Here is a 20,524-nt window from a genome sequence, read left to right as displayed (position 1 = left end):
CAGCCTAAAACAGCCACAGACAAACAACGAATTGTAGGGTGCCGGCCCTGCCGCACCAAATCACTATGCTATTGGTAGCATACAGATCTGATTAGAATGGAGCGGTCAACTGATTTTTTTAGGTTCAACGCAGTGGCGTCATGCTATATCGCCTGAGAAAAGCAGCAAAATCCTGTAGTGCATCAACCCCACTGGCCTCCGCCTGAGCGCACCATTGTGTGAGCGCTTCCAAACGTTTCTCATGACTGGAGGTATGTTGCTCCCAGATCTTTTGAAGACGAAGTTTAAACTGGTAGACATTGTCCAGGGCACTATTGTTATCAAGAATATCTCGCAGTTGCTTGCGATCTTTATCACTCAATAACAGAGCATCCCGCCTGACCAGGCGTAAAGCACTGCGATAGAGTCGACGCAGAGGTTTATCAGCCTGGCGAATCTCGGCTCGAAAAACAGGCTTCAAGACCCGTCTACGATAATCACTGAAGAGTTGCAGACGGTTCACTGTCAGCGCCTTGATCGCCTCCATATCGAGCTGCGGCCGCTCTTCCACAAAAGCACGTTTTGGTGCCACTTTGAGGACCTTTGCCAGACGCAGATAAGAAAAGAGCTTGATATAGAACCAGCCCAAATCAAATTCGAACCATCGATTGGATAGTTTAGCCGAACTGCCGAAAGCATGGTGGTTATTATGCAGCTCCTCCCCGCCGATCAATATTCCCCAGGGTAGAATATTTGTCGATGTATTTGGGATTTCAAAATTTCTATAACCCCAGAAATGACCAATGCCATTAATCACTCCAGCAGCCCAGAATGGAATCCAGATCATCTGTATAGCCCAGACAGTTATCCCTGCAGGCCCCAACAAGATAAACTCAACGATAAGCAGCAGTGCTATACCTGAAAAGTTGTAACGCTGATAGATATTCCGCTCCAGCCAATCGTCTGGCGTTCCCTTACCATAACGTTCCAGAGTATCCTGGTTTGAAGCTTCTGTTTTATAGAGTTCTGCTCCCCGCCACAGCACTGTGCTCAACCCTCTGGTCATAGGACTGTGTGGGTCATCCTCAGTTTCACATTTAGCGTGATGTTTACGATGTATCGCTACCCATTCCCGGGTAACCATACCGGTTGTCAGCCACAGCCAGAAACGGAAAAAATGGCTTATGACCGGATGCAGGGTCAGAGCTTTATGGGCCTGATGACGATGCAGAAATACAGTAACCGCTACTATTGTAATATGTGTAAGAGAGAGTGTAAGGATAATAAATTCTATTAGAGATAAATCAAACAACCCATTGAAAATCATTAAAATGCACCTACAGGTGTATGTTGATCCCACCGATAACAGCAGGTAAAAAAAGTGCCACGTTGCGGCCCACTAGACCGATAAATCATCTCCTCCCGTACTGAGAGCACAGGCTATCCCTAGTGTACCAAGGCAAGGCGAGACGCCAAGCCATCACCCGCACCACGTGCCTGGCGGCCAATGGCTTGGTGTCACGCTGTAATCGCGCATTAGTATGGAGCACTACCCTAGTATATAGCTTAAAAATTGATACCTGTTTTTATTTCTTGCCACAAGAAAGAGAGTTTTCAGGTTAAAGAAAGCAATACTGAGACCAACAGGTTAGCGTCGTAATAGGGTTCACTCTTAGGAGTGATCAAGGGTACATCGATTAACTGAATCCCCCATTGGCTCCAGAGTCTGTGCTCTATATCTGCTTTTACAGTGCCACGTCTACTATCCAGCAATACGAAATTCAATAACTGCTCAGGAGCCCCCCCATCAGGTCGGTGAGCATTAAGAAAGTGCATCAGTTGCAGTAAACTATCATTGAGTGTCATACCAATCTGTTCAGGGTCTTTACCCTGATTTGGAATAAACACTTTAGGGCAATCGTTGGCTGCGATTGCACCACCGACCCCCTGTGGTAGCAGATTCGCAACAAGACTGGAGTAAAAACTACCCGGAGGATAGCAAATCAGTTCAGCTTGCTGAATAAGCCTTTGATTCTTCTTGCGTAATTTCACGCTAACCCGCTGATACTCATGCAACGTCTTTGAAAAAGAGAGGTCTGTCACTGGTGAAGTCAGTGGCGCCACCTCCTTTCCGGTCAGCAGATGCTGGCCGACCACCCGTCTCCCATCCTCCAACTCCGCAGCCAGGTGGTAATTGACATTGGCGACAGCACGTACCGTTCCCTGTACTCCAACCAGCTTTTCAAACAGAAAGATCACCGGATCGAGATGTTCATGATTGTTGAGATAGCCACCGGTCAGAATCAGGTTACCGATACTCGCGCCATTCAGATCGAAATCCACCGGCATTGCGTCATAAAAAAAACCGAGCAGATTGCGAATAATACGCTTCATCGGATTAGGAATCGGTTCGATCATCTTATGCCGGCCGCGTATGATCATTTCAAGTTGCTTGATTAGCTCAGACTGTTTAAGGCCAGAGTCGAAACGGTAAGTGAAAAGATTGTAGATCTCTGGATGACCCGTTACGCTCTCATCAGCCAATGCAATCAGGCGACTACGCAAATCACCGATTGAAGGCATATTGAAGGCCTGACGCAGTTTTGCTGAACTTCCTCCTGAATCGAATGGCGTAACCAGATGAATGGAGTTATGGGTGAAGTTTTTTAAAACCCGACTGACCCCATTCAGTGCTGTCCCACCACTGAAAAAGAGTATCCGGGGGCCCAATTCAGGCAACCGCTGATATCGGCTGATTTTAATAGGATCAGGAATAGTTACTGAACGAGTGATTCGAATTTTATTCTGCTTGGTCAAAGTGCCACTCGCTATTAAAGAAAGTATGTAGTGACCTGGTATGGTGTTTCATCCTAGTGTACCTCGTCATAGATGCCTGCTGGTTCGATCAGTTGAGCAAGTATCTCTGCATTTTTGACAACCACCGCACCACGCCTGGTCTCCACAGCACCCTCTGCCACAAACCCCTGAATCAACCTGGCAATCACTTCACGGGTTGTACCCAGATGTCCACCCAACTCTTGTTGCGTCATACGCAATATACCCTCTTCAGAGGCGTTACTCAGAATGAAGTTGGCCAAACGCTGATCCAGGTTGCAGGCGTGTACCTGCTCCAACTCCTCCATCAAGCGAAACACCAGGGAGGAGAGTGCCTTAACAGTAAGGTCCTGAACAGTCTGTTCAACCTCAAACAATTTACGATAGATGGATCCTGGAATGATATCCACCTCGGTGTTGTCGTCAGTTTCAACCCAGGCAGGATAGCGGAGATCATTGAACAGGCAGTTAAGCGCCAATACACAGGTCTCCCCAGGGCGTAGGAAATAGAGTGTGGCTTCACTTCCCTGTGGGGTATAGGTGAACACCCGTAGACGGCCCCGTGTGACCAGATAGGCGCCTGATACTGCCTGGCCTTTATGGATGACTGATGTGGGACTACGAAAGCGCTTTGTTACAACACCGGTATCAAACAACTTCTTACCGGCTGGGGTAAGATCAAGAAAGGTTTCCGCCACAACTACTCCTGTGTTCCTGATGACAACCGGCTACCAATCTGTAGCAACAGAGTGGCAGCGGCAAATGGTAACAGCATCCCCTGACTCCTCCAGGAGAATTCACCAATTTGCGCGATCGTCGTCAATCAAGCGTGGCGATCGTCATATCTTCCATTTCCCGAGCCAGCTTTATACGTTCGAGTATAGTATCGCTACTCAGGGACTCAAGAAAGGCAACAATATCACTGATATCCTCTTCACTCAGTACCGGATTATTAAGTTCCGTCATGATTTTATGATCATCTGACCAGACAAGATATCGCCCCGTATGGCCCAGTTGAACACTGGACATGATACGTACCACCTCCTTCAGCTCACTTACAGAACCATTGTGAAGCCAGGGACCGGTCAATGCGACATTACGTAGAGAAGGTACCCGCCAGCTTCCCCGCCCGCTTTCAGGATTTGAGGCACCCGTGTCTTCTGTCAGCCTATAGCGCTGCTCGAATGGGGTCGGATAGATCGGAAAGATACGTAGCGGAGCACGAGGATCGAACAGGCTGGCACCACTGAAATTGGGACCAAAATGGCAGTTGATACACCCTAACGACTGAAATAGCGCCATACCACTCAACTGCTCAGGAGAGAGAGCATCCAGTTCACCAGCAACAAAACGGTCGTATGGGCTATCTGGTGTGATCAGGGTTCGTTCATAACTGGCGATCGCCTGGGCAATTCGTTCTATATCCATAGCCGCATCTTGACCGAATGCTTTGGCAAACAGGCCTGCGTAGATTGGGTCACTCTTTACTCGCTCTTCTACAGACGCCCAGGAGGGCATACCCATCTCAACCGGATTGATTAATGGTCCTTTTGCTTGCTCTTCCAACGAGCTGGCGCGTCCATCCCAGAACAGAACGGACTGAAAGGCTGCATTCCAGACTGTTGGAGAGTTACGGCCACCCAGCTGATTATCAATCCCAGTTGAGGTCGGTTGACCATCATCACCACTGCCACTGATAACATCGTGACATGAACTGCAGGACAAGGTACGGTCTCTCGACAGGTTCTTGTCGAAAAACAGCCGTTTACCCAAAACAATTTTTTCCTCTGACATCGGGTTGCTCTCAGGCGCCGGTGCTTTACTGGGAAGAGCCTCCCAAACATAGGGCGATGGTGATTTCACACTCTGTTTTTCTGAGAAATCACTTGCCGGTAAGGATTGCCACAAAAAGCGTTTCGAAGCCGGAATACCCAATAGTGGATCATATACAGAAACGGTTGGCTCTATATCGGGTTGTTTGATAAAGGGATCTATCACAGCACCAGGAAAATTAGTGACAGTAAGAATAATCATCAATTTAAAAGCCAGAGCCAGAATGCCTGTTCCAAGACCTGTTGCCAGCAACCACTGCCCACCTTTCGCCAGCCGGCCCTTTGGCCCGAGATCATAGCGCACCATGGTGATCAGTACCCCGAGTCCGACTACCACAGCAATTACAACCACACTTAGAATATTGACGTTTGCGAGATTCATCATTGAAACACCTTCACTAAACACTGCCGCTCCACAACCGGATTAATACTAGAATCTGCTCAGGCATCCCGTCGTTGAAAAAAGGTATCTCCCGGAGTCACTGTGGTGACCTCTGTTATGCTGTCAAAAGGCAGGCCAACCTTTTCATGTGCTCTCTGAACCGCTGCCGCATCTGCTGCCATGGTAAAGCAGAATGCGCGCGCCTCTTCATAACTCAGATGAATTCTGAGTGGAACCACATTCTCCTCCATACAGGCCTTTTCATATGCGGTGTAAAAAACTTCGAATTGCTCTTTAGTCAGCCCTGTTGGGAAGGTTTCACTATCTTGGCTATGGGTATCAACAAAAAATCTCATAGGTTTCATATTTATCACCTCTACTGTTTTCAGGCCTTCTGAAATTTCAGACATGTTCTATCGAGATGAGAGACAATGAACTTATCGGAGAGGTTAAAACTGTACCGGTAAAAAGGATCATGCCTGCATGTGGTATCTGCGATGACAATCTGATCAGAACTCCATCGTGAATAGTCAGGGGTTATAAATTACACAGCCGGAGATCCCCCTTCAGTAGCAAATGCTACACAACGGAAGATCCAGTTAAACTGGTGTACAATGGGATTTAGAAGAGTACTGTTCAGACATTGATCAGCCAGGTTGGGAACCTAACCGCAGTTAAGGGCACCTCTATTAACTGCTTGTGCCCTCTGGCTTTACGACCCGTTCAGAATCAAGACGTGCTTTTGAAGCCATGCTTATTGCCTGTCGAAAAAGCACAACGCAGAGTCTGGACGGGTCGTAAAGCCCCGTAGGGCGCGACCTGAAGCATGGATTTGTGGCAGATCATTACCAAACAGCAGATTTTAGCGGTCAACTGCGGAATCCGGATTCAAAAGCCCCTTGATAACAACAACATTCAATCATGAAAACACTCAATCCAGATCAAGACCAGAATAGGAACCTTCAGCGGGAAGTGACCCTAACTGTGGGGGTTTACGCACTACAGGCAGTTTCGTTTCTATTTGTCATCACCCTTCTGATCGGGGTCATTATCAACTATGTCAAAAAAGATGATGTGGAAGGCACTTGGCTGGAATCACATTTCCGCTGGCAGATCCGTACCTTCTGGTACGTCCTCTTGTGGTCGGTAATTGGCTTTATAACCACTTTCATTCTCATAGGCTATGTCATCCTTTTTATTAATGCAGTCTGGTTGATCTACCGAATCGCCAAGGGTTGGCTGAGTCTGAATGATGAAAAAGGTCTTTACAGCAACAGTTGAGTGCATTATCACCCCCCCATCGAAAAAAATAACGCCTCATGAAATTGATGGTACCCTTGATGCTAATGCTCTATATTCAATCCCTACATTTGTAAAATAAAATGCTATGATTTTTTCATGCACTATATCTTTCTAATAGAGTGAATTACCCTGATTTCCAGAGGCGCACACAGGCGCACCCCACCATGAAAGTTATGTTTTCCATCGGCTACAAGAAAGACATTCCCAGCTATGATACGCATTAATGAAGCTTTGATTCGTGGTGCCATATGGGCATTCATCGGCCTGTTATATGGAATGTTGTTTGTATTCTTTTCTGCTTTTGCCGAATATTGGCAACTGCCGGTTAATCCCTACCTATTTGCCGGCGTACTCTCTGGAACTCTTGGCGCCTTGATCTACAGCAGTATGCGACTTGCAGTACTGATGACTGTAATCATCTCCCCGATCTGCATCTTCTACTTCATTCTTGTAGAGAAGCCAGCAAACCTAAACACAATTCTTCTGCTATCAGCCTTTGTCGGTGCGATTGTCGGTGCGCTTTATGGCGTTTTCTCAATGGGTTCCAGGGTTAATCGTGCCGATGCAAAAACCTTAGCTGGATTCAGCTCAGGGTGGTTGATCTCGCTGAGTTTTTTACTCGTTTCCAGTTTTGTTGAGAATCTCCCTATTTCCCTGATCGTGGGGTTAATGTGCCCGCTGACCGGTATTCTGTATGTCTTATTAGTGCCGAGTTTCATTAAACTCTACGACAATTTGCTGCCCCCTATTGGCGATGGGTTGATGGTCGGTGTTGGGGTGTCCAGTTTTGTAACGCTCAGTTTTTTCGTAATGATCAGCACCGTTGACAATGAAATTGCGGGGCCATTTTTAACCGCCCTCGAAACCATACAAGAAACCCTACCTGGCGCAGTATTCGGTGGCATTATCGGGGGGGGATTAGCTGGAATCCTGTCAGGCCTGCTATTGACGAAGTGGCAGGATCTCTGATTCTCTGTAGCCTGGATGAAGCGCAGCGGAATCCGGGATGACACAGATCTCATCGGATAGCGCTGACTTATGTCCTGGGTAGTAAGTGTATTGAGGTCTGCCTCGTGGGCCGCTCGGTAATTTCGGTAACCCTGAGCAAACGTCTCCCGGATTCCGCTGCGCTTCATCCAGGCTACGCCTTCTATCTTAAAAATTCCGACTCTGTCAGAGGTTATATGATCAGAGCACTACTGCTTCTTACGTAACTCGGTAACCTGCTCTCCAGCGATACCCCAATTATCTGTATCCACTTCATCAATAATCACAAAAGTCGTTGCGGGGTTCTTTCCCAAGACATCCTTAAGCAGCTGAGTCGCTCCATCGATGAGCTGCTGTTTCTGCTCTTTAGTGACGCCTTCTTTTGTAATTTTGATATTCACATAGGGCATATCTGCACTACTCTTCTAACCATTCACTGTGTACAAAGCCTAAATCAGGATTATCAATTCGTTCATAGGTGTGCGCGCCAAATGCATCACGCTGTGCCTGTATGAGATTTTGCGGTAATCGCTCAGAACGGTAGCTATCGAAGTAATTGAGACTGGCACTCATCACCGGCAGTGGAATACCCACTGTGTTTCCATAGTTCACAACCCTCCGCCACGCACCTTGCAGCCCATGTAGTTGATTACTCATTTCAGGATCTGTCATCAGATTGGCTGGCTCGATCTCGCCTGAAAATGCCTGCCTGATTGGATCGAGCAGACGAGCGCGAATGATACATCCCCCCTTCCAAATACGAGCAGTCTCAGCCAGATCCACAGACCATTCATAACGGTCGGATGCACTACGTATGAGTGCCATGCCTTGTGCATAAGCAGTAATTCTGGAAGCGTAAATTGCACCGTGCAAATCAGCCATCATTGCCTTATGGTCGATTCCCACATTCATTGATGGACCATGTAATAACTTTGATGCGGCAACCCTTTGCGCTTTCATTGAAGAGAGCACCCGTGCATCAACTGCCGCGGAAATGGCTGGTACGGCAACCCCCTGTTCCAGAGCTGCCTGAACAGTCCATCGACCTGTCCCCTTCTGGCCGGCTTTATCCATTACCAGACTGACCAATGGATTACCGCTCTGCTGATCCTTCGTCTTCATGACTTGAGCAGAGAGCTCAACCAGAAACGACTCCATAGGTCCCTGGTTCCACTGCTCAAAAACTTCAGCAATATCATCTTCATTCAAACCAAGACCACGGTGCATCAGATCATAAACTTCTGCTAACAGTTGCATATCGGCATATTCAATACCGTTGTGCACCATTTTCACGAAGTGTCCTGCACCATCTGCTCCCACATGGGTGACACAAGCCCCAGCTTCAGTCTGTGCGGTGATTGCCTCAAATACTGATTGAACCTCCGCATAGGAATCGACTGACCCGCCTGGCATCATCGAGGGTCCGTGACGCGCCCCCTCCTCCCCACCGGAGATACCGACCCCAACATAGTGAAAACCCTTCTCCCTGAGATAGGCCTCACGACGGCGGGTATCTTCAAACCAGGAGTTACCCCCATCCATAATGATATCCCCTGGCTCTAACAGGGGCAGTAGTTGTTCGATTACCTGATCAACCGGATCCCCTGCCTTTATCATCAATAGAATTCGTCTCGGTCGCTCCAGCATGTCGACAAATTTACTCAAATCGGGATCACCACCAAAGTTTTGTCCTTGATGTTCTTGCAGGAAGGCCTCGAGTGTTGTGCTTCGCCTGTTCCAGACGGCGACAGGGAAGCCTTTCTCTTCCATATTGAGCGCCAGATTCCGCCCCATCACACCCAATCCGATGAGGCCAATATGAAACTGTTTTATTCCAGACATTGAGAATTCCTATAGGTCGAATTTTTTTACAGCAGTGAGCGTCCAGCTAACCGATCCAGCAACCAATCACCATCCCTGGCCAGAGCGGCAGGGACGTTACCCTCTTGCAGCGCCCAACGTACAGCATCAGCCTTATCCTCCCCCTGGGCCATCAGTAGCAGGTAACGTGCTTGATGAATAACCGATGGAGTCACTGTAAGACGCTGCATCGGAGGCTTATTGCCAATCACAGGCATCACTCTGCGTCGCTCTTCATCGAGTGCAGCCGAACCGGGAAAGAGTGAAGCAGTATGACCATCAGCACCCATGCCGAGCAGAAGAATATCGATCCTTTCAGGGAGGATTGATTCATAATCCTTCGCCGCTTTATCCGGATCCTCTTCTCCACACATCCGGTAGATAGTAACGCCTTGGGGACGCTCTTCTGGAAACAGTGCACCGAGTACACTGAAGGCGTTATTTTCTGGCGTATCAACAGGTACGCAACGCTCATCTCCAAAATAGAGGGATATCCTGGACCAGGGTATATCGGATCGGTGCGACAGTGCTCGATAGACAGGAAGTGGTGTTGACCCTCCTGCCAGCATAAGATGACAGTGATCAGACGACTCAAGCACATGCTTTATCTTCTCGACAATCCACTTTTCCGCATGATCAACAAATTCACTGCTATCGACAGTTAAACGCTCTTCGCTCACGCTTTAATCTCCCGCCATTGACGGCTGTAGCGATCCATCAGATCGTCTGCTTCGACCGGGCCATCACCGCCCTCAGCATAAAATACCGGTTGTTTTTTCGTTTCAGCTTCCCAACTCTGCAGGATGGGAGTGACAAACCGCCAGGCATATTCAACCTCGTCTCGACGAGCAAAAAGGGTTGCATCACCTTTTACCGCATCGAGTAGCAGACGCTCATAAGCATCTTTGATGGGGTGGGCGTAAGTCTCGGAATAGTTAAAATCCATCTCAACAGAATTGACTTCAAGACTATCTCCCGGTTTCTTGCTGCTGATTTTCAATGCCATCCCGGCATCCGGCTGAATTCTGATCGTAAGTACATTGGGTTCCAGATCCTGGCAAACATCATCACGACCAAACAGGCAAAGCGGTACCGGTCGGAAAACCACCGAAATTTCAGTCATTCTGTGACTGAGTTGTTTACCCACCCTGAGAAAGAACGGTACCCCTTGCCAACGCCAGTTATCAACGTAACATTTGATTGCGGCATAGGTCGGTGTACGAGATTTCGGATCAACATTATCTTCATCGCGATAGCCACGATATTGACCAAACACAACATGTTTGAATACCTCTTGCCGATCAAGCGTGCGTAACCCCCGCAAAACCTCCACACGCTTATCCCTGATATCATCAGCGACAAAGGAGACCGGTGGTTCCATAGCACACAGGGAAAGTACCTGAAGCAGGTGGCTTTGAACCATGTCACGCAATACCCCGGTATTGTCGTAAAAACGACCTCGCCCTTCGACACCAATCGACTCAGCGGCTGTGATCTGAATATGGTCTATGTATTTTCGGTTCCATAGTGGCTCAAAGATGGTATTTCCCAGACGGGCAACAAGGATATTCTGTACTGTCTCTTTTCCAAGATAGTGATCGATTCTGTAGACCTGATCCTCCTGTAATACTTCACCAACGACTCGATTCAACTCAAGCGCTGATTCCAGATCGCGGCCATAGGGCTTTTCCATGATCACACGTGTCCAGGGGGTCTTGTCGCCGAAGTTTCCCAGAAGCCCTGCCTCGTTAAGTCGATGGAGTATGATGGTCGCTGCCGAAGGGGGGGTGGCGAAATAGTATAACCGGTTGCCTTCACTGCCAATCCTCTGTTCCAGGGCCTCCAGCGAATTACGCAGACTGGCATATGCTTCAGGATCTTCAAAATCCCCTTCGACATAGGAGATTCGTTGACTGAATTCGCGCCATAATTTTTCATCGACCGGCTGGGTGCGGGAGTATCTCTTCAGGGAGTCAAACAGCAGTGCCCGATAATCATCATCGCTTTTTGCTGAGCGGCTGTATCCAATGACGGCAAACCTTTCATCCAGAGCCTTTTCACGTACCAGATTGTAGAGAGCAGGAATCAATTTACGCCGAGTCAGATCTCCAGCTGCACCAAATATCACCAGCACGCATGGCTCTAATCGGTCAGCCTGTAGAAAAAGCTCACTCGTCGCAGTCAGGCCTTTATGGGAGGGAAAATCTGATAGCATCGCAACTCTTCCTGCACGTGTTATTTTTATTCTGGTGAATTTTGACCAAAACCGAGCCAGACAAACACCGCTTCCTGTACCATATTAGGTCATCTACACGACTTCAAGAGCAACCTGAATAAAAGAGCAATTAACCATTCACAACACAACCATACCAACAGCAAATATCTTTAGTAAGAACATTATCGTACAACCCTAAGTTTCTGTTTTTTATATAACTGAGCACTTTACAGTAGGGTCAATGGGTATTGTCTGCAATCCAACTGATACCTAGCCAAACGATTTCATCTGATGTCTGATGCATAAAAATACCTTACACTTCATATGCCATTTACCTTAATCTCTCCCACCTACCAACTATAATTGTCGACAACCCCCCTATTGAATTACTTTCTCAAGAGATGAAAACAGTTACTCCCTTTAACAGCAAAGTTGATCAAAAGTACTACACTTTGTATGTGATAATGTCGTGTTGATGAGTAGTAAATTAGCGAAGGGTATTCACAGATTAAGTCTGAATCGATAAGATAGTATCAATATTTACATAGATCGATATTTCTACTTTACCTCTGGCTTTAACCACGTCATTGGTATTCAATTTAATTAACAGATCGATGTATAATTATCAAAGTTGAAATAAATTCATCTACTTGGGGAACAGTGACCCCGCATGAACAGAGCTGCAACTACTATCTACGCGGCGAGTTCTTGTTGAGCAGACAAAAAATGGTGCGTTCAGGGCTTCTGGAATGTGCTTGACCAATAATAACTCTTGCCAATAGCGATAACTTTAGCAAGAGTCACAGCATAATCAGGGTTTTTTAACACCTCCCTGTTTTGATTGAATTAATAATGGCAGTCAGATATTCGATGACCTACAGACCAGGGCACCAAGCCTGTTGTAGGCGCATCTATTTAAACAATTTCCTATATTTTTTTCGCAATTTAAAATTCCGTTTTCAGTTCATAATTATTCTTAATGGGTAAAGCACATTGCAGCAAGTAATTAAAGTTGGCGTTTTTGTTGATGCAGAAAATGTACGTTACAACGGTGGCTACCAGCTCCGTTACGACATACTGCGAATGTTTGCTGGACGATATGGAGGTTCTCTGGTCAGACTCAATACCTATATCGCTTTTGACCAGGAGCGTGCAAAAGAAGACCCGGAGTATCGAAGGCGGGCCTTGACCTACCAGCAGATGGTGAGGGAATTCGGCTGGAAAATAGTCGTTAAAAATGTGCGTAGATATACGGATGATGAGGGCAATGTAACCACTAAGGCCAATGCCGATCTCGATATGGCTGTTGATGCCATGCTACAAGCAGAAAAACTCGACCTGTTACTCATGGTGACTGGCGATGGCGATTTTTTACAAGTCGTGACTGCATTGCAGGATCGGGGATGCCGGGTTGAATTGCTTGGATTCCGCAATGTTTCTCAAGATTTAAGAAGACTAGTGGATGACTACTACTCTGGTTTCCTGATCCCGGATCTGTTGCCGATCTCCTACGAACCTCGAAACGAATGGGGTGCCCCTGGCTCTTGTGTCCGTGGTGTCTGTTCCAAGTGGTTTCCTGAGAAAGGCTATGGATTTCTTCGCTTTATCAAGCGTATCGATCCCAATCTGTGGATTATCGATCCGCGTCACCCCGACTCTCCTTATGAAAGTGTCTTCTGCCATGCCAATGAGTTGGCCGATGAAGTCACCGACGAGATCATGCTGAATCGCGACTCAATACTCGAGTTTTACATTGAAAAGAGTGATAAGGATGATGGGCTGGTTGCTAACAATGTGCGCCTGGTACCCAGTTTTGGCGGAAGTGGCTTATGAAGGATAACTCAGAATCCTGACAAGGGTTCTGAGTTGTTACAAACCACAGCTACTAACCAGGCCATAGATATTAATACACTCAGGTTAGTAACTATTCCGGGGCTGCAGCAGGATCCATAATCATCTGGTAGCCTTTGCGGTCGTTTTGACTGCGAATAATTGTGCCTCCACGCAGGGGAAATGATCCGGTTAGTCTATCTTTGAAAAAGATTTGTAAGGACTCTCTGATCACCGGAAAGGCCATCTCATGCCATGGAATCTCCGACTCTTCAAACAGTGCAACTTCAAGACTCTCCGAACCTGCGGCAAAATCAAGATCAAGTAAACGGCTTCGAAAGATTAAGTAGATCTGATTGATATGGGGCAAGTTATATAGACCATATAGTCCTTCCACATCTACACGAGCTGTCGCCTCTTCCAAGGTCTCTCTGGCTGCACCCTCTTGACTGGTCTCGCCATTCTCCATAAAACCTGCAGGTAAGGTCCAGAACCCATACCTTGGTTCTATTGCTCGGCGGCAAAGCAGTATTTTCTCCTCCCAAACCGGAATGCAGCCAACAACGATTTTGGGATTATGGTAGTGAATGGTGTCACAGGCATCGCAGACATGTCTGGGGCGGTTATCCCCTTCTGGTATCTTGACCTCGACCTTCGCCCCACATTGACTGCAAAAAATCATCATCCACTCCACTGAGACTGATATGTTCCCATTGTCGCCTATTGGTTTACTAAAACAACACTCTTATCTCCTAATATTTCGCCGATAAAACCATATAATTTCAATATTTTCAGGCCAGAGAGCACTCACCTACATAGAAGTTATTGATAACAGCCCTTTCTTGATATGATGACTGTTTTTAAAAAGAGTAGTTAAATAATATGTCGCAACAGCTTCCAGAGGCTGACCTAGAGGAAGCCATAGCCGCCATAGATCTGGGGTCAAACAGTTTTCATCTTATTGTTGCCCGGGTAAATGATGGACACCTGCAGATCATCGACAAGATGAAAGAGATGGTGAGGCTTGGTGAAGGTCTCACACCTGACAAACGTTTGGATCCAATGGTTGCAGAGCGGGCAATCAACTGCCTCAGTCGCTACTCTCAGAGGTTACGGCCTCTGCCAGCAGAAAATATCCGCGTCGTGGGTACCAATACTATGCGCCAGATTCATCCGGCGGATAATTTTCATAGCCTGGCTGAAAAGGCCCTGCTACACCCCATAGAGATTATCGCGGGACGGGAAGAGGCCCGCCTGGTCTATCTTGGCGTCGCACATGGCCTGGCTGCCGGCGATGAAAAACGTTTGGTGGTAGATATCGGTGGTGGCAGTACTGAACTTATCATTGGGCAAGGCTATCAACCCTTAGAACGGGAAAGTCTTCACATGGGTTGCGTGAGCATGAGTCGCCGTTTCTTTCAAAACGGAAAGATCACTTCACAATCGATGAGGGAGGCAATGCTAGCTTGTGCGATCGAGATTCGACCGGTAAGAAACGAGTTTCGCGATGGAGAATGGGCGAGAGCAATCGGCAGTTCCGGTAGTATCAAGTCAATCCGTAATGTAGTCATTGAAGAAGGGTGGAGTGAGTCTGGAATCACCCGCAATTCACTTGAGCGACTCACTCGCCATCTGATCGATGCCGGCTCTGTCGAGCAACTTGCCTTAAAGGGTCTATCTGAAGAGCGAAAACCGGTCTTCGCCGGGGGGGTAGCAGTTCTTTCTGCTGTCTTCGAACATATCGGTATCGACCATATGGATGTCTCTTCAGAGGCACTTAGAGAAGGCCTGATCTATGACATGATTGGCCGAAGTCAAGATGAAGACGCCAGGGAATTGACCCTGAAAACCCTGTCAAAGCGCTACGATATTGACCAACTTCAGGCCAATCGCATAAAGGAGACAGCGCAGTCTCTGTTAGAGCAGGCAAAAAGAAGCTGGCATTTAGAAGCACCGAAATACAGCGCCATGTTGAATTGGGCAGCCAGAGTGCATGAAATAGGACTCACGGTTTCTCACAGTCAATTCCAAAAACATGGCGCCTATGTGATTGAAAATTCTGATCTGTCAGGTTTTTCCCGCCAGGAACAGAGGGTTCTGGCAGCGATGGTTCGGGGTCATCGTAGAAAATTTCCCACCTCAATTTTTGAGCAACTACCCAGTGATGTGATCACTTGTACCAAGCAGCTCTGTATCTTGCTGCGTCTTTCGGTACTGAGTCACAGAGCCAGATCCCCTGTCGCCAAACCAATCCCTCGATTGGAGGTCGAAGAGAATCGTATCTCTCTGGTCTATCCGGAAGATTGGATCAACCACCATCCTCTGACCAGGACAGAACTTGAGCAAGAGGCAGGTTATCTTGAATCGGCTGGATATCTACTCAGGTTTTCATAGCAATGGACGAACCACCGCCAGCAACTCCTCGGCAGTGGCCCCATGGGGAATGGTATTTATCAACTCCCCATCTGTGCCAACCAGGTAGGTATCTGCTGAGTGATCGACAACATAGTTGGCCTCTCCCTCTTCCTGGTGAAGCTTATAAGCCGCACCATATCGCTCCGCCACTTCCCTGATAACCGGCTCACTGGCTGTGACTCCAAGCAACTTGGGATGAAAATACTCGACATACTCCTTCAATCTATCCACACTATCCCGAGCAGGGTCCACACTAACAAAAATAGGCTGTACTTTTGCCCTTTCAGCCTCACTCATTTCATCCAGAATGGTACTGATCAATGCCAGGTTCGTCGGACATATATCCGGACACCAGGTATATCCGAAATAGAGCAGCACAACCTGGCCTCGAAAATCTTTAAGACTCACGACACCCTGATAGGATCGAAAACTAAAATCTCCACCTTTGGGAACAGCCTGTAATTCAGCACCACCCCGCTTGCTATCTTCTGGATGCCAAACCAAGAGTAACCAGGCCAAACCACTACTAAGTAGAAGTATCATTATGATCAAAAGAAGTCTTTGCATCAGATTCTGGTTCACTGAAGAGATTTACTGCTAATAGAAGAAATGGTTTTTCAGGTAGAGGACGTTAGAACAGCCTGCTAATCTATGACAACAGAGAGTCACGACATCTCTTTTTGCGAGGTAATGATATTCAGGCACTGATCAATCAGTTGATTATACTCTCCCAGTATGAGAAATAGCTGGTTGTACTGCTCAATCATGGGTAGCAGACGATCATCCTGATTTTCCTGGAGTCGTTCAATCATACCTAAAACGTAGTTTTCACCTTCGTGCATGATCTTCGCCTTACGCCGTAGGTCGTCGACCAGAAAGTGTGCTCTCAATTCACTAAACCGATCACCTCTGTGCATCATAATAAGCCGTTCCAGATCCCTTTCAGACTGACTGATACTTCGTTCAATGTTGTGTATCTGTCTTACATCAAACTCCACCTGGGAACGCACCGTTCTGAGTTGCATCCTTAATTTGGGAGCAAGCTTCTTCATCTCCCCAAGATTGTCTTGCAACAGAGCCACATCGGACGCCACCATTGGAGGGAACTCAACCGCTTTCGCAGTTGCAGAGGCGAGTAACATGGAGATGGTAGTAAAAAAAACCATTACCACTACAAGCTGCAAATCAAATCCGATCTTCTGCTGCATATTAAAGGTGCCAACGCTTTTGAACATAGAATATCTCATATGTTTATATTTCTACTAAATCGCCCTTCTCCTCCAACCACTTTTTTCGGTCTGATGAGCGCTTCTTTGCCAGCATCATATCCATAACCATATTGGTGCTGTCTCCAGCCTCTACCGTAAGCTGAATCAGCTTTCTGGTATCGGGATGTATGGTCGTCTCACGCAGCTGCATCGGGTTCATTTCACCCAATCCTTTGAAACGCTGCACATTGACTTTGCCTTTCAGCTTCTCCGCTTCAATCCGATCCAGAATACCCTCCTTTTCTGAATCATCAAGTGCGTAGAAAACCCGTTTACCAACATCGATGCGGTAGAGTGGTGGCATTGCCATATAGACATGCCCTTGCTCGACTAGTTGCTTGAAATGTCGCAAAAACAGAGCACATAGCAAGGTTGCGATATGTAATCCATCAGAATCAGCATCCGCCAGTACACAGACTTTATCGAATCTCAGTCCCGACAGATCACTACTGCCTGGTTCCACCCCGATAGCCACTGAGATGTCATGCACTTCCTGAGAAGCCAACACATCACAGGAATCCACTTCCCAGGTATTCAATATCTTGCCGCGTAACGGCATGATCGCCTGAAACTCCCGATCCCGGGCCTGCTTGGCCGACCCTCCGGCAGAATCGCCCTCCACAAGAAACAGTTCGCTGCGAGTTGGATCAACCGAGCTGCAATCTGCCAGTTTTCCAGGTAGCGCAGGACCTTGGGTCACTTTCTTACGTGCCACCTTACGACCAGCACGCATTCGAGTTTGGGCTGAAGTGATCGACAATTCTGCGATGCGTTCACCTGCATCAGTATGTTGATTCAACCACAGGCTGAATGAATCCTTGACCACGCCGGATACAAATGCAGCACACTCCCTTGAGGATAGTCGCTCTTTGGTTTGACCGGAAAACTGAGGATCTTGAAGTTTGACTGAGAGCACATATGAAACTCTGTTCCAGACATCTTCCGGAGTTAATTTGACGCCACGGGGTAAAAGGTTGCGAAATTCACAAAACTCTCTCACAGCATCGGTCAATCCAGTTCGCAAACCGTTTACGTGGGTACCACCTTGAGCAGTTGGGATCAGATTGACATAACTCTCTGTCACCAGATCTCCGGTTTCCGGCAACCAGACTACTGCCCAGGCGGCAGCCTCCCTGTTACCCGCCATCTCACCAACAAAGGCATCATTCGGTATCCGCTCAGCGCCTTCAAGGGCATCCAACAGATAATCCCGCAAGCCATCTTCATAGAACCAGGTTTCCCTATCTCCGCTCTTTTCATCAAAAAAGCTAACTTTCAGGCCTGGACAAAGCACAGCCTTGGCTCTCAGTACGTGACGTAACTGGCGGATTGAGAAGCGAGCACTATCGAAGTATTGACCGTCAGGCCAAAACCTTACCCTGGTCCCAGTGTTGTTACGCCCCACCTTTCCAACCGCTTCCAGATCAGAAATCTTATGCCCACCGGCAAAGGCAATATTGAACTCTTGCGAGTCGCGTTTCACCCAAACCTCAAGATGCTTGGATAGTGCATTCACCACAGAGACACCAACCCCGTGCAAACCACCGGAGAATTGATAGCTCTTATTGGAAAACTTCCCACCAGCATGAAGCTTGGTCAGAATGACCTCTACACCAGGCACACCTTGTTGCGGATGGATATCCACCGGCATGCCTCGGCCATCATCCACTACCTCCAGTGAACCATCTTCGAAGAGGGTTACGTCGATGGATTTTGCGAAGCCGGCAACTGCCTCGTCCACACTATTGTCGATTACCTCCTGGGCCAAGTGATTTGGACGGGAGGTATCTGTGTACATCCCCGGCCGCTTGCGCACAGGCTCAAGGCCACTGAGGACTTCGATATCAGACGCGTCGTAACTGCCACTCATATTGGGTTTAGGATCCTATTACAATCTGTTCACACCGCGGGAAGTTTACACATCTGGGCTTTGGCTTGCGAGTCCGCAGCCCTGCCACTTACATAAAGGGCACCTCTAATAACCGCTTGTGCCATTAAATTAAGCAACATCTGAACCTCTCACTGAGCTTTTATTCCAGCAATCCGTATGAAACACCGGGGAATCTCTGAATTAGCAGATTGTTGATTCAAGGTGAGGATTCCGTGTAATAACCAGCGATTGCGAAGATCGAGAAAGCTGAAAAGCACATTTTGGCAGCAAGATGTTGGTCCACGACTTGGTCAAAGGCGCCTCAAATAAGATTGACCCCCCTATCTGGGCTGGGTTAGTTTTACAGACTGTATGACTAAAAACCGATCTGAATCACCATAGTTGGCTAAAGATATCGTGCCTAGAAAAGCGAAAACACCTGCCTTCGAAGAGGCATTAAAAGAGCTGGAGAGTCTGGTTGAAACCCTGGAACAGGGAGATCAGTCACTCGAGGATTCCCTGAAATCGTTTGAGCGGGGAGTTTCATTAACTCGACTCTGCCAGGAAGCGCTGAAAGAGGCAGAGCAGAAAGTCCAGATTCTCAGTGGAGAGCAACAGACATCGGAGCTTGAATCTTTCCCAAATGACAGTGAATAACCCCCTCGAAAACTACATGAGTCAATGCAAGCAGCGCGTTGAAGATGCGTTGCAACAGCGACTGCCAAAAGAGACGACCCTGCCTACCCGCCTGCACGAAGCCATGCGCTATAGCTGCCTTGATGGAGGCAAGCGTATTCGACCATTTCTGGTATATGCCTCAGGTCAGGCTCTTGGCCAACCTATTGAGTCCCTTGACGGACCGGCTTGTGCAATAGAATTGATGCATGTCTACTCCCTGGTTCATGACGACTTACCCGCCATGGATGATGACGATTTAAGACGCAACCGCCCCACCTGTCATCGCGCCTATGATGAAGCCACTGCCATCCTTGTCGGTGATGCCTTACAAACACTCGCTTTTCAGGTTTTATGCTGTGATGCGCATATACCAGCCGATGCTGCGACCCGCATGGCAATGGTAGAGACTTTAGCTCGAGCCAGTGGCTCCCGGGGTATGGCAGGGGGACAGGCAATCGATCTACAATCTATTGGGCGGGATCTCAATCTTGCTGAACTCGAAAATCTGCATATCCACAAAACCGGTGCATTGATCAGAGCGGCTGTTCGCCTGGGTGCACAACTCAGCCCCACAGCCAGTAAGGCGCAAATCACCCATTTGGATCGCTATGCAAAGTGCATCGGACTGGCCTTCCAGATACAGGATGACATTCTTGATGTCGAGGGTGATACCAAGACATTAGGCAAAACGAAAGGCAAAGACAGTCTACAAGATAAACCGACCTACCCCTCGGTTATGGGGTTGAAAGAGGCCAAGGAGAAGGCTGAAGAGCTAATTCAGGAAGCACAGCGTAATCTCGAGTCGTTCTCTGAAGAGGCAGATCCCTTACGCTGGATCGCAACCTATATAATCTCCAGAAGCCATTGATTGTTAACAGAAATATGAGATATTCGTGTAACTCTGAATGCCACTATAGCAATCTTCCAGCTAGTGATACCCTTAATTGGACTTCCTCCAGGGTAGGACTAACCGCTGAGCATGATGCTTATTTCTGCACATACATAATGCAGTTTAAAAGCACCTCTAGCTACTGACCCGAATGGCACTTAGCTTAAGCCGTTTTGGTGGGG

Annotated in this window: 19 protein-coding genes; 6 read left to right on the top strand and 13 right to left on the bottom strand. The window is 47.7% G+C overall.

Annotated elements, in window-relative coordinates:
- Window positions 1-124: 124 nt before the first annotated feature.
- The 5 genes from AC4IE7_RS18730 to AC4IE7_RS18710 all read right to left on the bottom strand — a co-directional run bounded on the left by AC4IE7_RS18730 (window position 125) and on the right by AC4IE7_RS18710 (window position 5,393).
- Window positions 125-1,303, bottom strand: coding sequence for a DesA family fatty acid desaturase (locus AC4IE7_RS18730; RefSeq protein ID WP_490778608.1), 1,179 nt, complete (start codon window positions 1,301-1,303; stop codon window positions 125-127).
- A 290-nt stretch (window positions 1,304-1,593) separates the two neighbouring features.
- On the bottom strand, window positions 1,594-2,796 hold the full coding sequence (locus AC4IE7_RS18725; protein WP_490778393.1) for a GAK system CofD-like protein: 1,203 nt from the start codon (window positions 2,794-2,796) through the stop codon (window positions 1,594-1,596).
- A gap of 53 nt (window positions 2,797-2,849) precedes the next feature.
- Window positions 2,850-3,512: a Crp/Fnr family transcriptional regulator gene (locus tag AC4IE7_RS18720; RefSeq protein ID WP_490778392.1), complete on the bottom strand. Its 663-nt coding sequence runs from the start codon at window positions 3,510-3,512 to the stop codon at window positions 2,850-2,852.
- Between the two features lie 121 nt (window positions 3,513-3,633).
- Entirely contained in the window at window positions 3,634-5,031 is a 1,398-nt protein-coding gene (locus AC4IE7_RS18715) for a cytochrome-c peroxidase (RefSeq protein ID WP_490778391.1), read from the bottom strand.
- A gap of 56 nt (window positions 5,032-5,087) precedes the next feature.
- Complete coding sequence (locus AC4IE7_RS18710) at window positions 5,088-5,393, bottom strand: nickel-binding protein (RefSeq protein ID WP_490778390.1); 306 nt, start codon at window positions 5,391-5,393, stop codon at window positions 5,088-5,090.
- A 556-nt stretch (window positions 5,394-5,949) separates the two neighbouring features.
- Between AC4IE7_RS18710 and AC4IE7_RS18705 the strand changes: the two genes are divergently transcribed.
- Together AC4IE7_RS18705 and AC4IE7_RS18700 are read left to right on the top strand one after the other, a co-directional pair.
- Complete coding sequence (locus tag AC4IE7_RS18705) at window positions 5,950-6,309, top strand: DUF4870 family protein (RefSeq protein WP_490778389.1); 360 nt, start codon at window positions 5,950-5,952, stop codon at window positions 6,307-6,309.
- Between the two features lie 231 nt (window positions 6,310-6,540).
- Complete coding sequence (locus AC4IE7_RS18700; RefSeq protein ID WP_490778388.1) at window positions 6,541-7,299, top strand: hypothetical protein; 759 nt, start codon at window positions 6,541-6,543, stop codon at window positions 7,297-7,299.
- Between the two features lie 227 nt (window positions 7,300-7,526).
- On the opposite strand, the gene AC4IE7_RS18695 is transcribed toward AC4IE7_RS18700, so the two are convergent.
- Genes AC4IE7_RS18695 through zwf form a run of 4 tightly spaced genes read right to left on the bottom strand, consistent with a single transcriptional unit; the run spans window position 7,527 to window position 11,392 of the window.
- The gene (locus AC4IE7_RS18695) at window positions 7,527-7,727 is read right to left on the bottom strand and encodes a 2-hydroxymuconate tautomerase family protein (protein WP_490778387.1); all 201 of its coding nucleotides are present in this window, start codon (window positions 7,725-7,727) and stop codon (window positions 7,527-7,529) included.
- A gap of 7 nt (window positions 7,728-7,734) precedes the next feature.
- Entirely contained in the window at window positions 7,735-9,159 is a 1,425-nt protein-coding gene (gene gnd, locus AC4IE7_RS18690; RefSeq protein ID WP_490778386.1) for an NADP-dependent phosphogluconate dehydrogenase, read from the bottom strand.
- Window positions 9,160-9,185: 26 nt separating this feature from the next.
- Entirely contained in the window at window positions 9,186-9,857 is a 672-nt protein-coding gene (gene pgl / locus AC4IE7_RS18685; protein ID WP_490778385.1) for a 6-phosphogluconolactonase, read from the bottom strand.
- On the bottom strand, window positions 9,854-11,392 hold the full coding sequence (gene zwf / locus AC4IE7_RS18680; RefSeq protein ID WP_490778384.1) for a glucose-6-phosphate dehydrogenase: 1,539 nt from the start codon (window positions 11,390-11,392) through the stop codon (window positions 9,854-9,856). Before zwf ends, pgl begins: the two co-directional genes overlap by 4 nt.
- A 993-nt stretch (window positions 11,393-12,385) precedes the next feature.
- Here zwf and AC4IE7_RS18675 point away from each other — a divergent pair.
- Entirely contained in the window at window positions 12,386-13,225 is an 840-nt protein-coding gene (locus AC4IE7_RS18675) for an NYN domain-containing protein (protein ID WP_490778383.1), read from the top strand.
- Between the two features lie 91 nt (window positions 13,226-13,316).
- Here AC4IE7_RS18675 and AC4IE7_RS18670 read toward each other — a convergent pair whose 3' ends face one another.
- A complete protein-coding gene (locus AC4IE7_RS18670; protein WP_490778382.1) occupies window positions 13,317-13,907 on the bottom strand; it encodes an NUDIX hydrolase in 591 nt (196 codons plus the stop codon).
- 197 nt (window positions 13,908-14,104) lie between these two features.
- Between AC4IE7_RS18670 and ppx the strand changes: the two genes are divergently transcribed.
- Window positions 14,105-15,616: an exopolyphosphatase gene (gene ppx, locus AC4IE7_RS18665; RefSeq protein ID WP_490778381.1), complete on the top strand. Its 1,512-nt coding sequence runs from the start codon at window positions 14,105-14,107 to the stop codon at window positions 15,614-15,616.
- On the opposite strand, the gene AC4IE7_RS18660 is transcribed toward ppx, so the two are convergent.
- From AC4IE7_RS18660 to parE, 3 genes are all read right to left on the bottom strand, one after another.
- On the bottom strand, window positions 15,611-16,204 hold the full coding sequence (locus AC4IE7_RS18660) for an SCO family protein (protein ID WP_490778380.1): 594 nt from the start codon (window positions 16,202-16,204) through the stop codon (window positions 15,611-15,613). The genes ppx and AC4IE7_RS18660 overlap by 6 nt on opposite strands.
- 98 nt (window positions 16,205-16,302) lie before the next feature.
- On the bottom strand, window positions 16,303-16,872 hold the full coding sequence (locus AC4IE7_RS18655; RefSeq protein ID WP_490778379.1) for a hypothetical protein: 570 nt from the start codon (window positions 16,870-16,872) through the stop codon (window positions 16,303-16,305).
- Window positions 16,873-16,888: 16 nt separating this feature from the next.
- The gene (gene parE / locus AC4IE7_RS18650; RefSeq protein WP_490778378.1) at window positions 16,889-18,775 is read right to left on the bottom strand and encodes a DNA topoisomerase IV subunit B; all 1,887 of its coding nucleotides are present in this window, start codon (window positions 18,773-18,775) and stop codon (window positions 16,889-16,891) included.
- A gap of 402 nt (window positions 18,776-19,177) precedes the next feature.
- On the opposite strand from parE, the gene AC4IE7_RS18645 reads away from it, so the two are divergent.
- Both AC4IE7_RS18645 and ispA read left to right on the top strand, forming a co-directional pair.
- A complete protein-coding gene (locus AC4IE7_RS18645; protein WP_490778377.1) occupies window positions 19,178-19,432 on the top strand; it encodes an exodeoxyribonuclease VII small subunit in 255 nt (84 codons plus the stop codon).
- Window positions 19,419-20,321, top strand: a complete 903-nt coding sequence (ispA, locus tag AC4IE7_RS18640) for a (2E,6E)-farnesyl diphosphate synthase (protein ID WP_490778376.1) — start codon at window positions 19,419-19,421, stop codon at window positions 20,319-20,321. The genes AC4IE7_RS18645 and ispA overlap by 14 nt, the downstream gene beginning before the upstream one ends.
- Window positions 20,322-20,524: the final 203 nt, after the last annotated feature.

It is taken from the genome of Candidatus Thiodiazotropha sp. AKAK3, from assembly GCF_058244645.1.
This window is presented reverse-complemented; position numbering and strand designations above follow the sequence as displayed.

Coding starts and splice junctions, on each gene's coding strand:
- AC4IE7_RS18715 (WP_490778391.1), bottom strand. CDS start 5,031: ATGATGAATCTCGCAAACGTCAATATTCTAAGTGTGGTTGTAATTGCT.
- AC4IE7_RS18710 (WP_490778390.1), bottom strand. CDS start 5,393: ATGAAACCTATGAGATTTTTTGTTGATACCCATAGCCAAGATAGTGAA.
- AC4IE7_RS18705 (WP_490778389.1), top strand. CDS start 5,950: ATGAAAACACTCAATCCAGATCAAGACCAGAATAGGAACCTTCAGCGG.
- AC4IE7_RS18700 (WP_490778388.1), top strand. CDS start 6,541: ATGATACGCATTAATGAAGCTTTGATTCGTGGTGCCATATGGGCATTC.
- AC4IE7_RS18695 (WP_490778387.1), bottom strand. CDS start 7,727: ATGCCCTATGTGAATATCAAAATTACAAAAGAAGGCGTCACTAAAGAG.
- gnd (WP_490778386.1), bottom strand. CDS start 9,159: ATGTCTGGAATAAAACAGTTTCATATTGGCCTCATCGGATTGGGTGTG.
- zwf (WP_490778384.1), bottom strand. CDS start 11,392: ATGCTATCAGATTTTCCCTCCCATAAAGGCCTGACTGCGACGAGTGAG.
- AC4IE7_RS18670 (WP_490778382.1), bottom strand. CDS start 13,907: ATGATGATTTTTTGCAGTCAATGTGGGGCGAAGGTCGAGGTCAAGATA.
- ppx (WP_490778381.1), top strand. CDS start 14,105: ATGTCGCAACAGCTTCCAGAGGCTGACCTAGAGGAAGCCATAGCCGCC.
- AC4IE7_RS18660 (WP_490778380.1), bottom strand. CDS start 16,204: ATGCAAAGACTTCTTTTGATCATAATGATACTTCTACTTAGTAGTGGT.
- AC4IE7_RS18655 (WP_490778379.1), bottom strand. CDS start 16,872: ATGTTCAAAAGCGTTGGCACCTTTAATATGCAGCAGAAGATCGGATTT.
- parE (WP_490778378.1), bottom strand. CDS start 18,775: ATGAGTGGCAGTTACGACGCGTCTGATATCGAAGTCCTCAGTGGCCTT.
- ispA (WP_490778376.1), top strand. CDS start 19,419: ATGACAGTGAATAACCCCCTCGAAAACTACATGAGTCAATGCAAGCAG.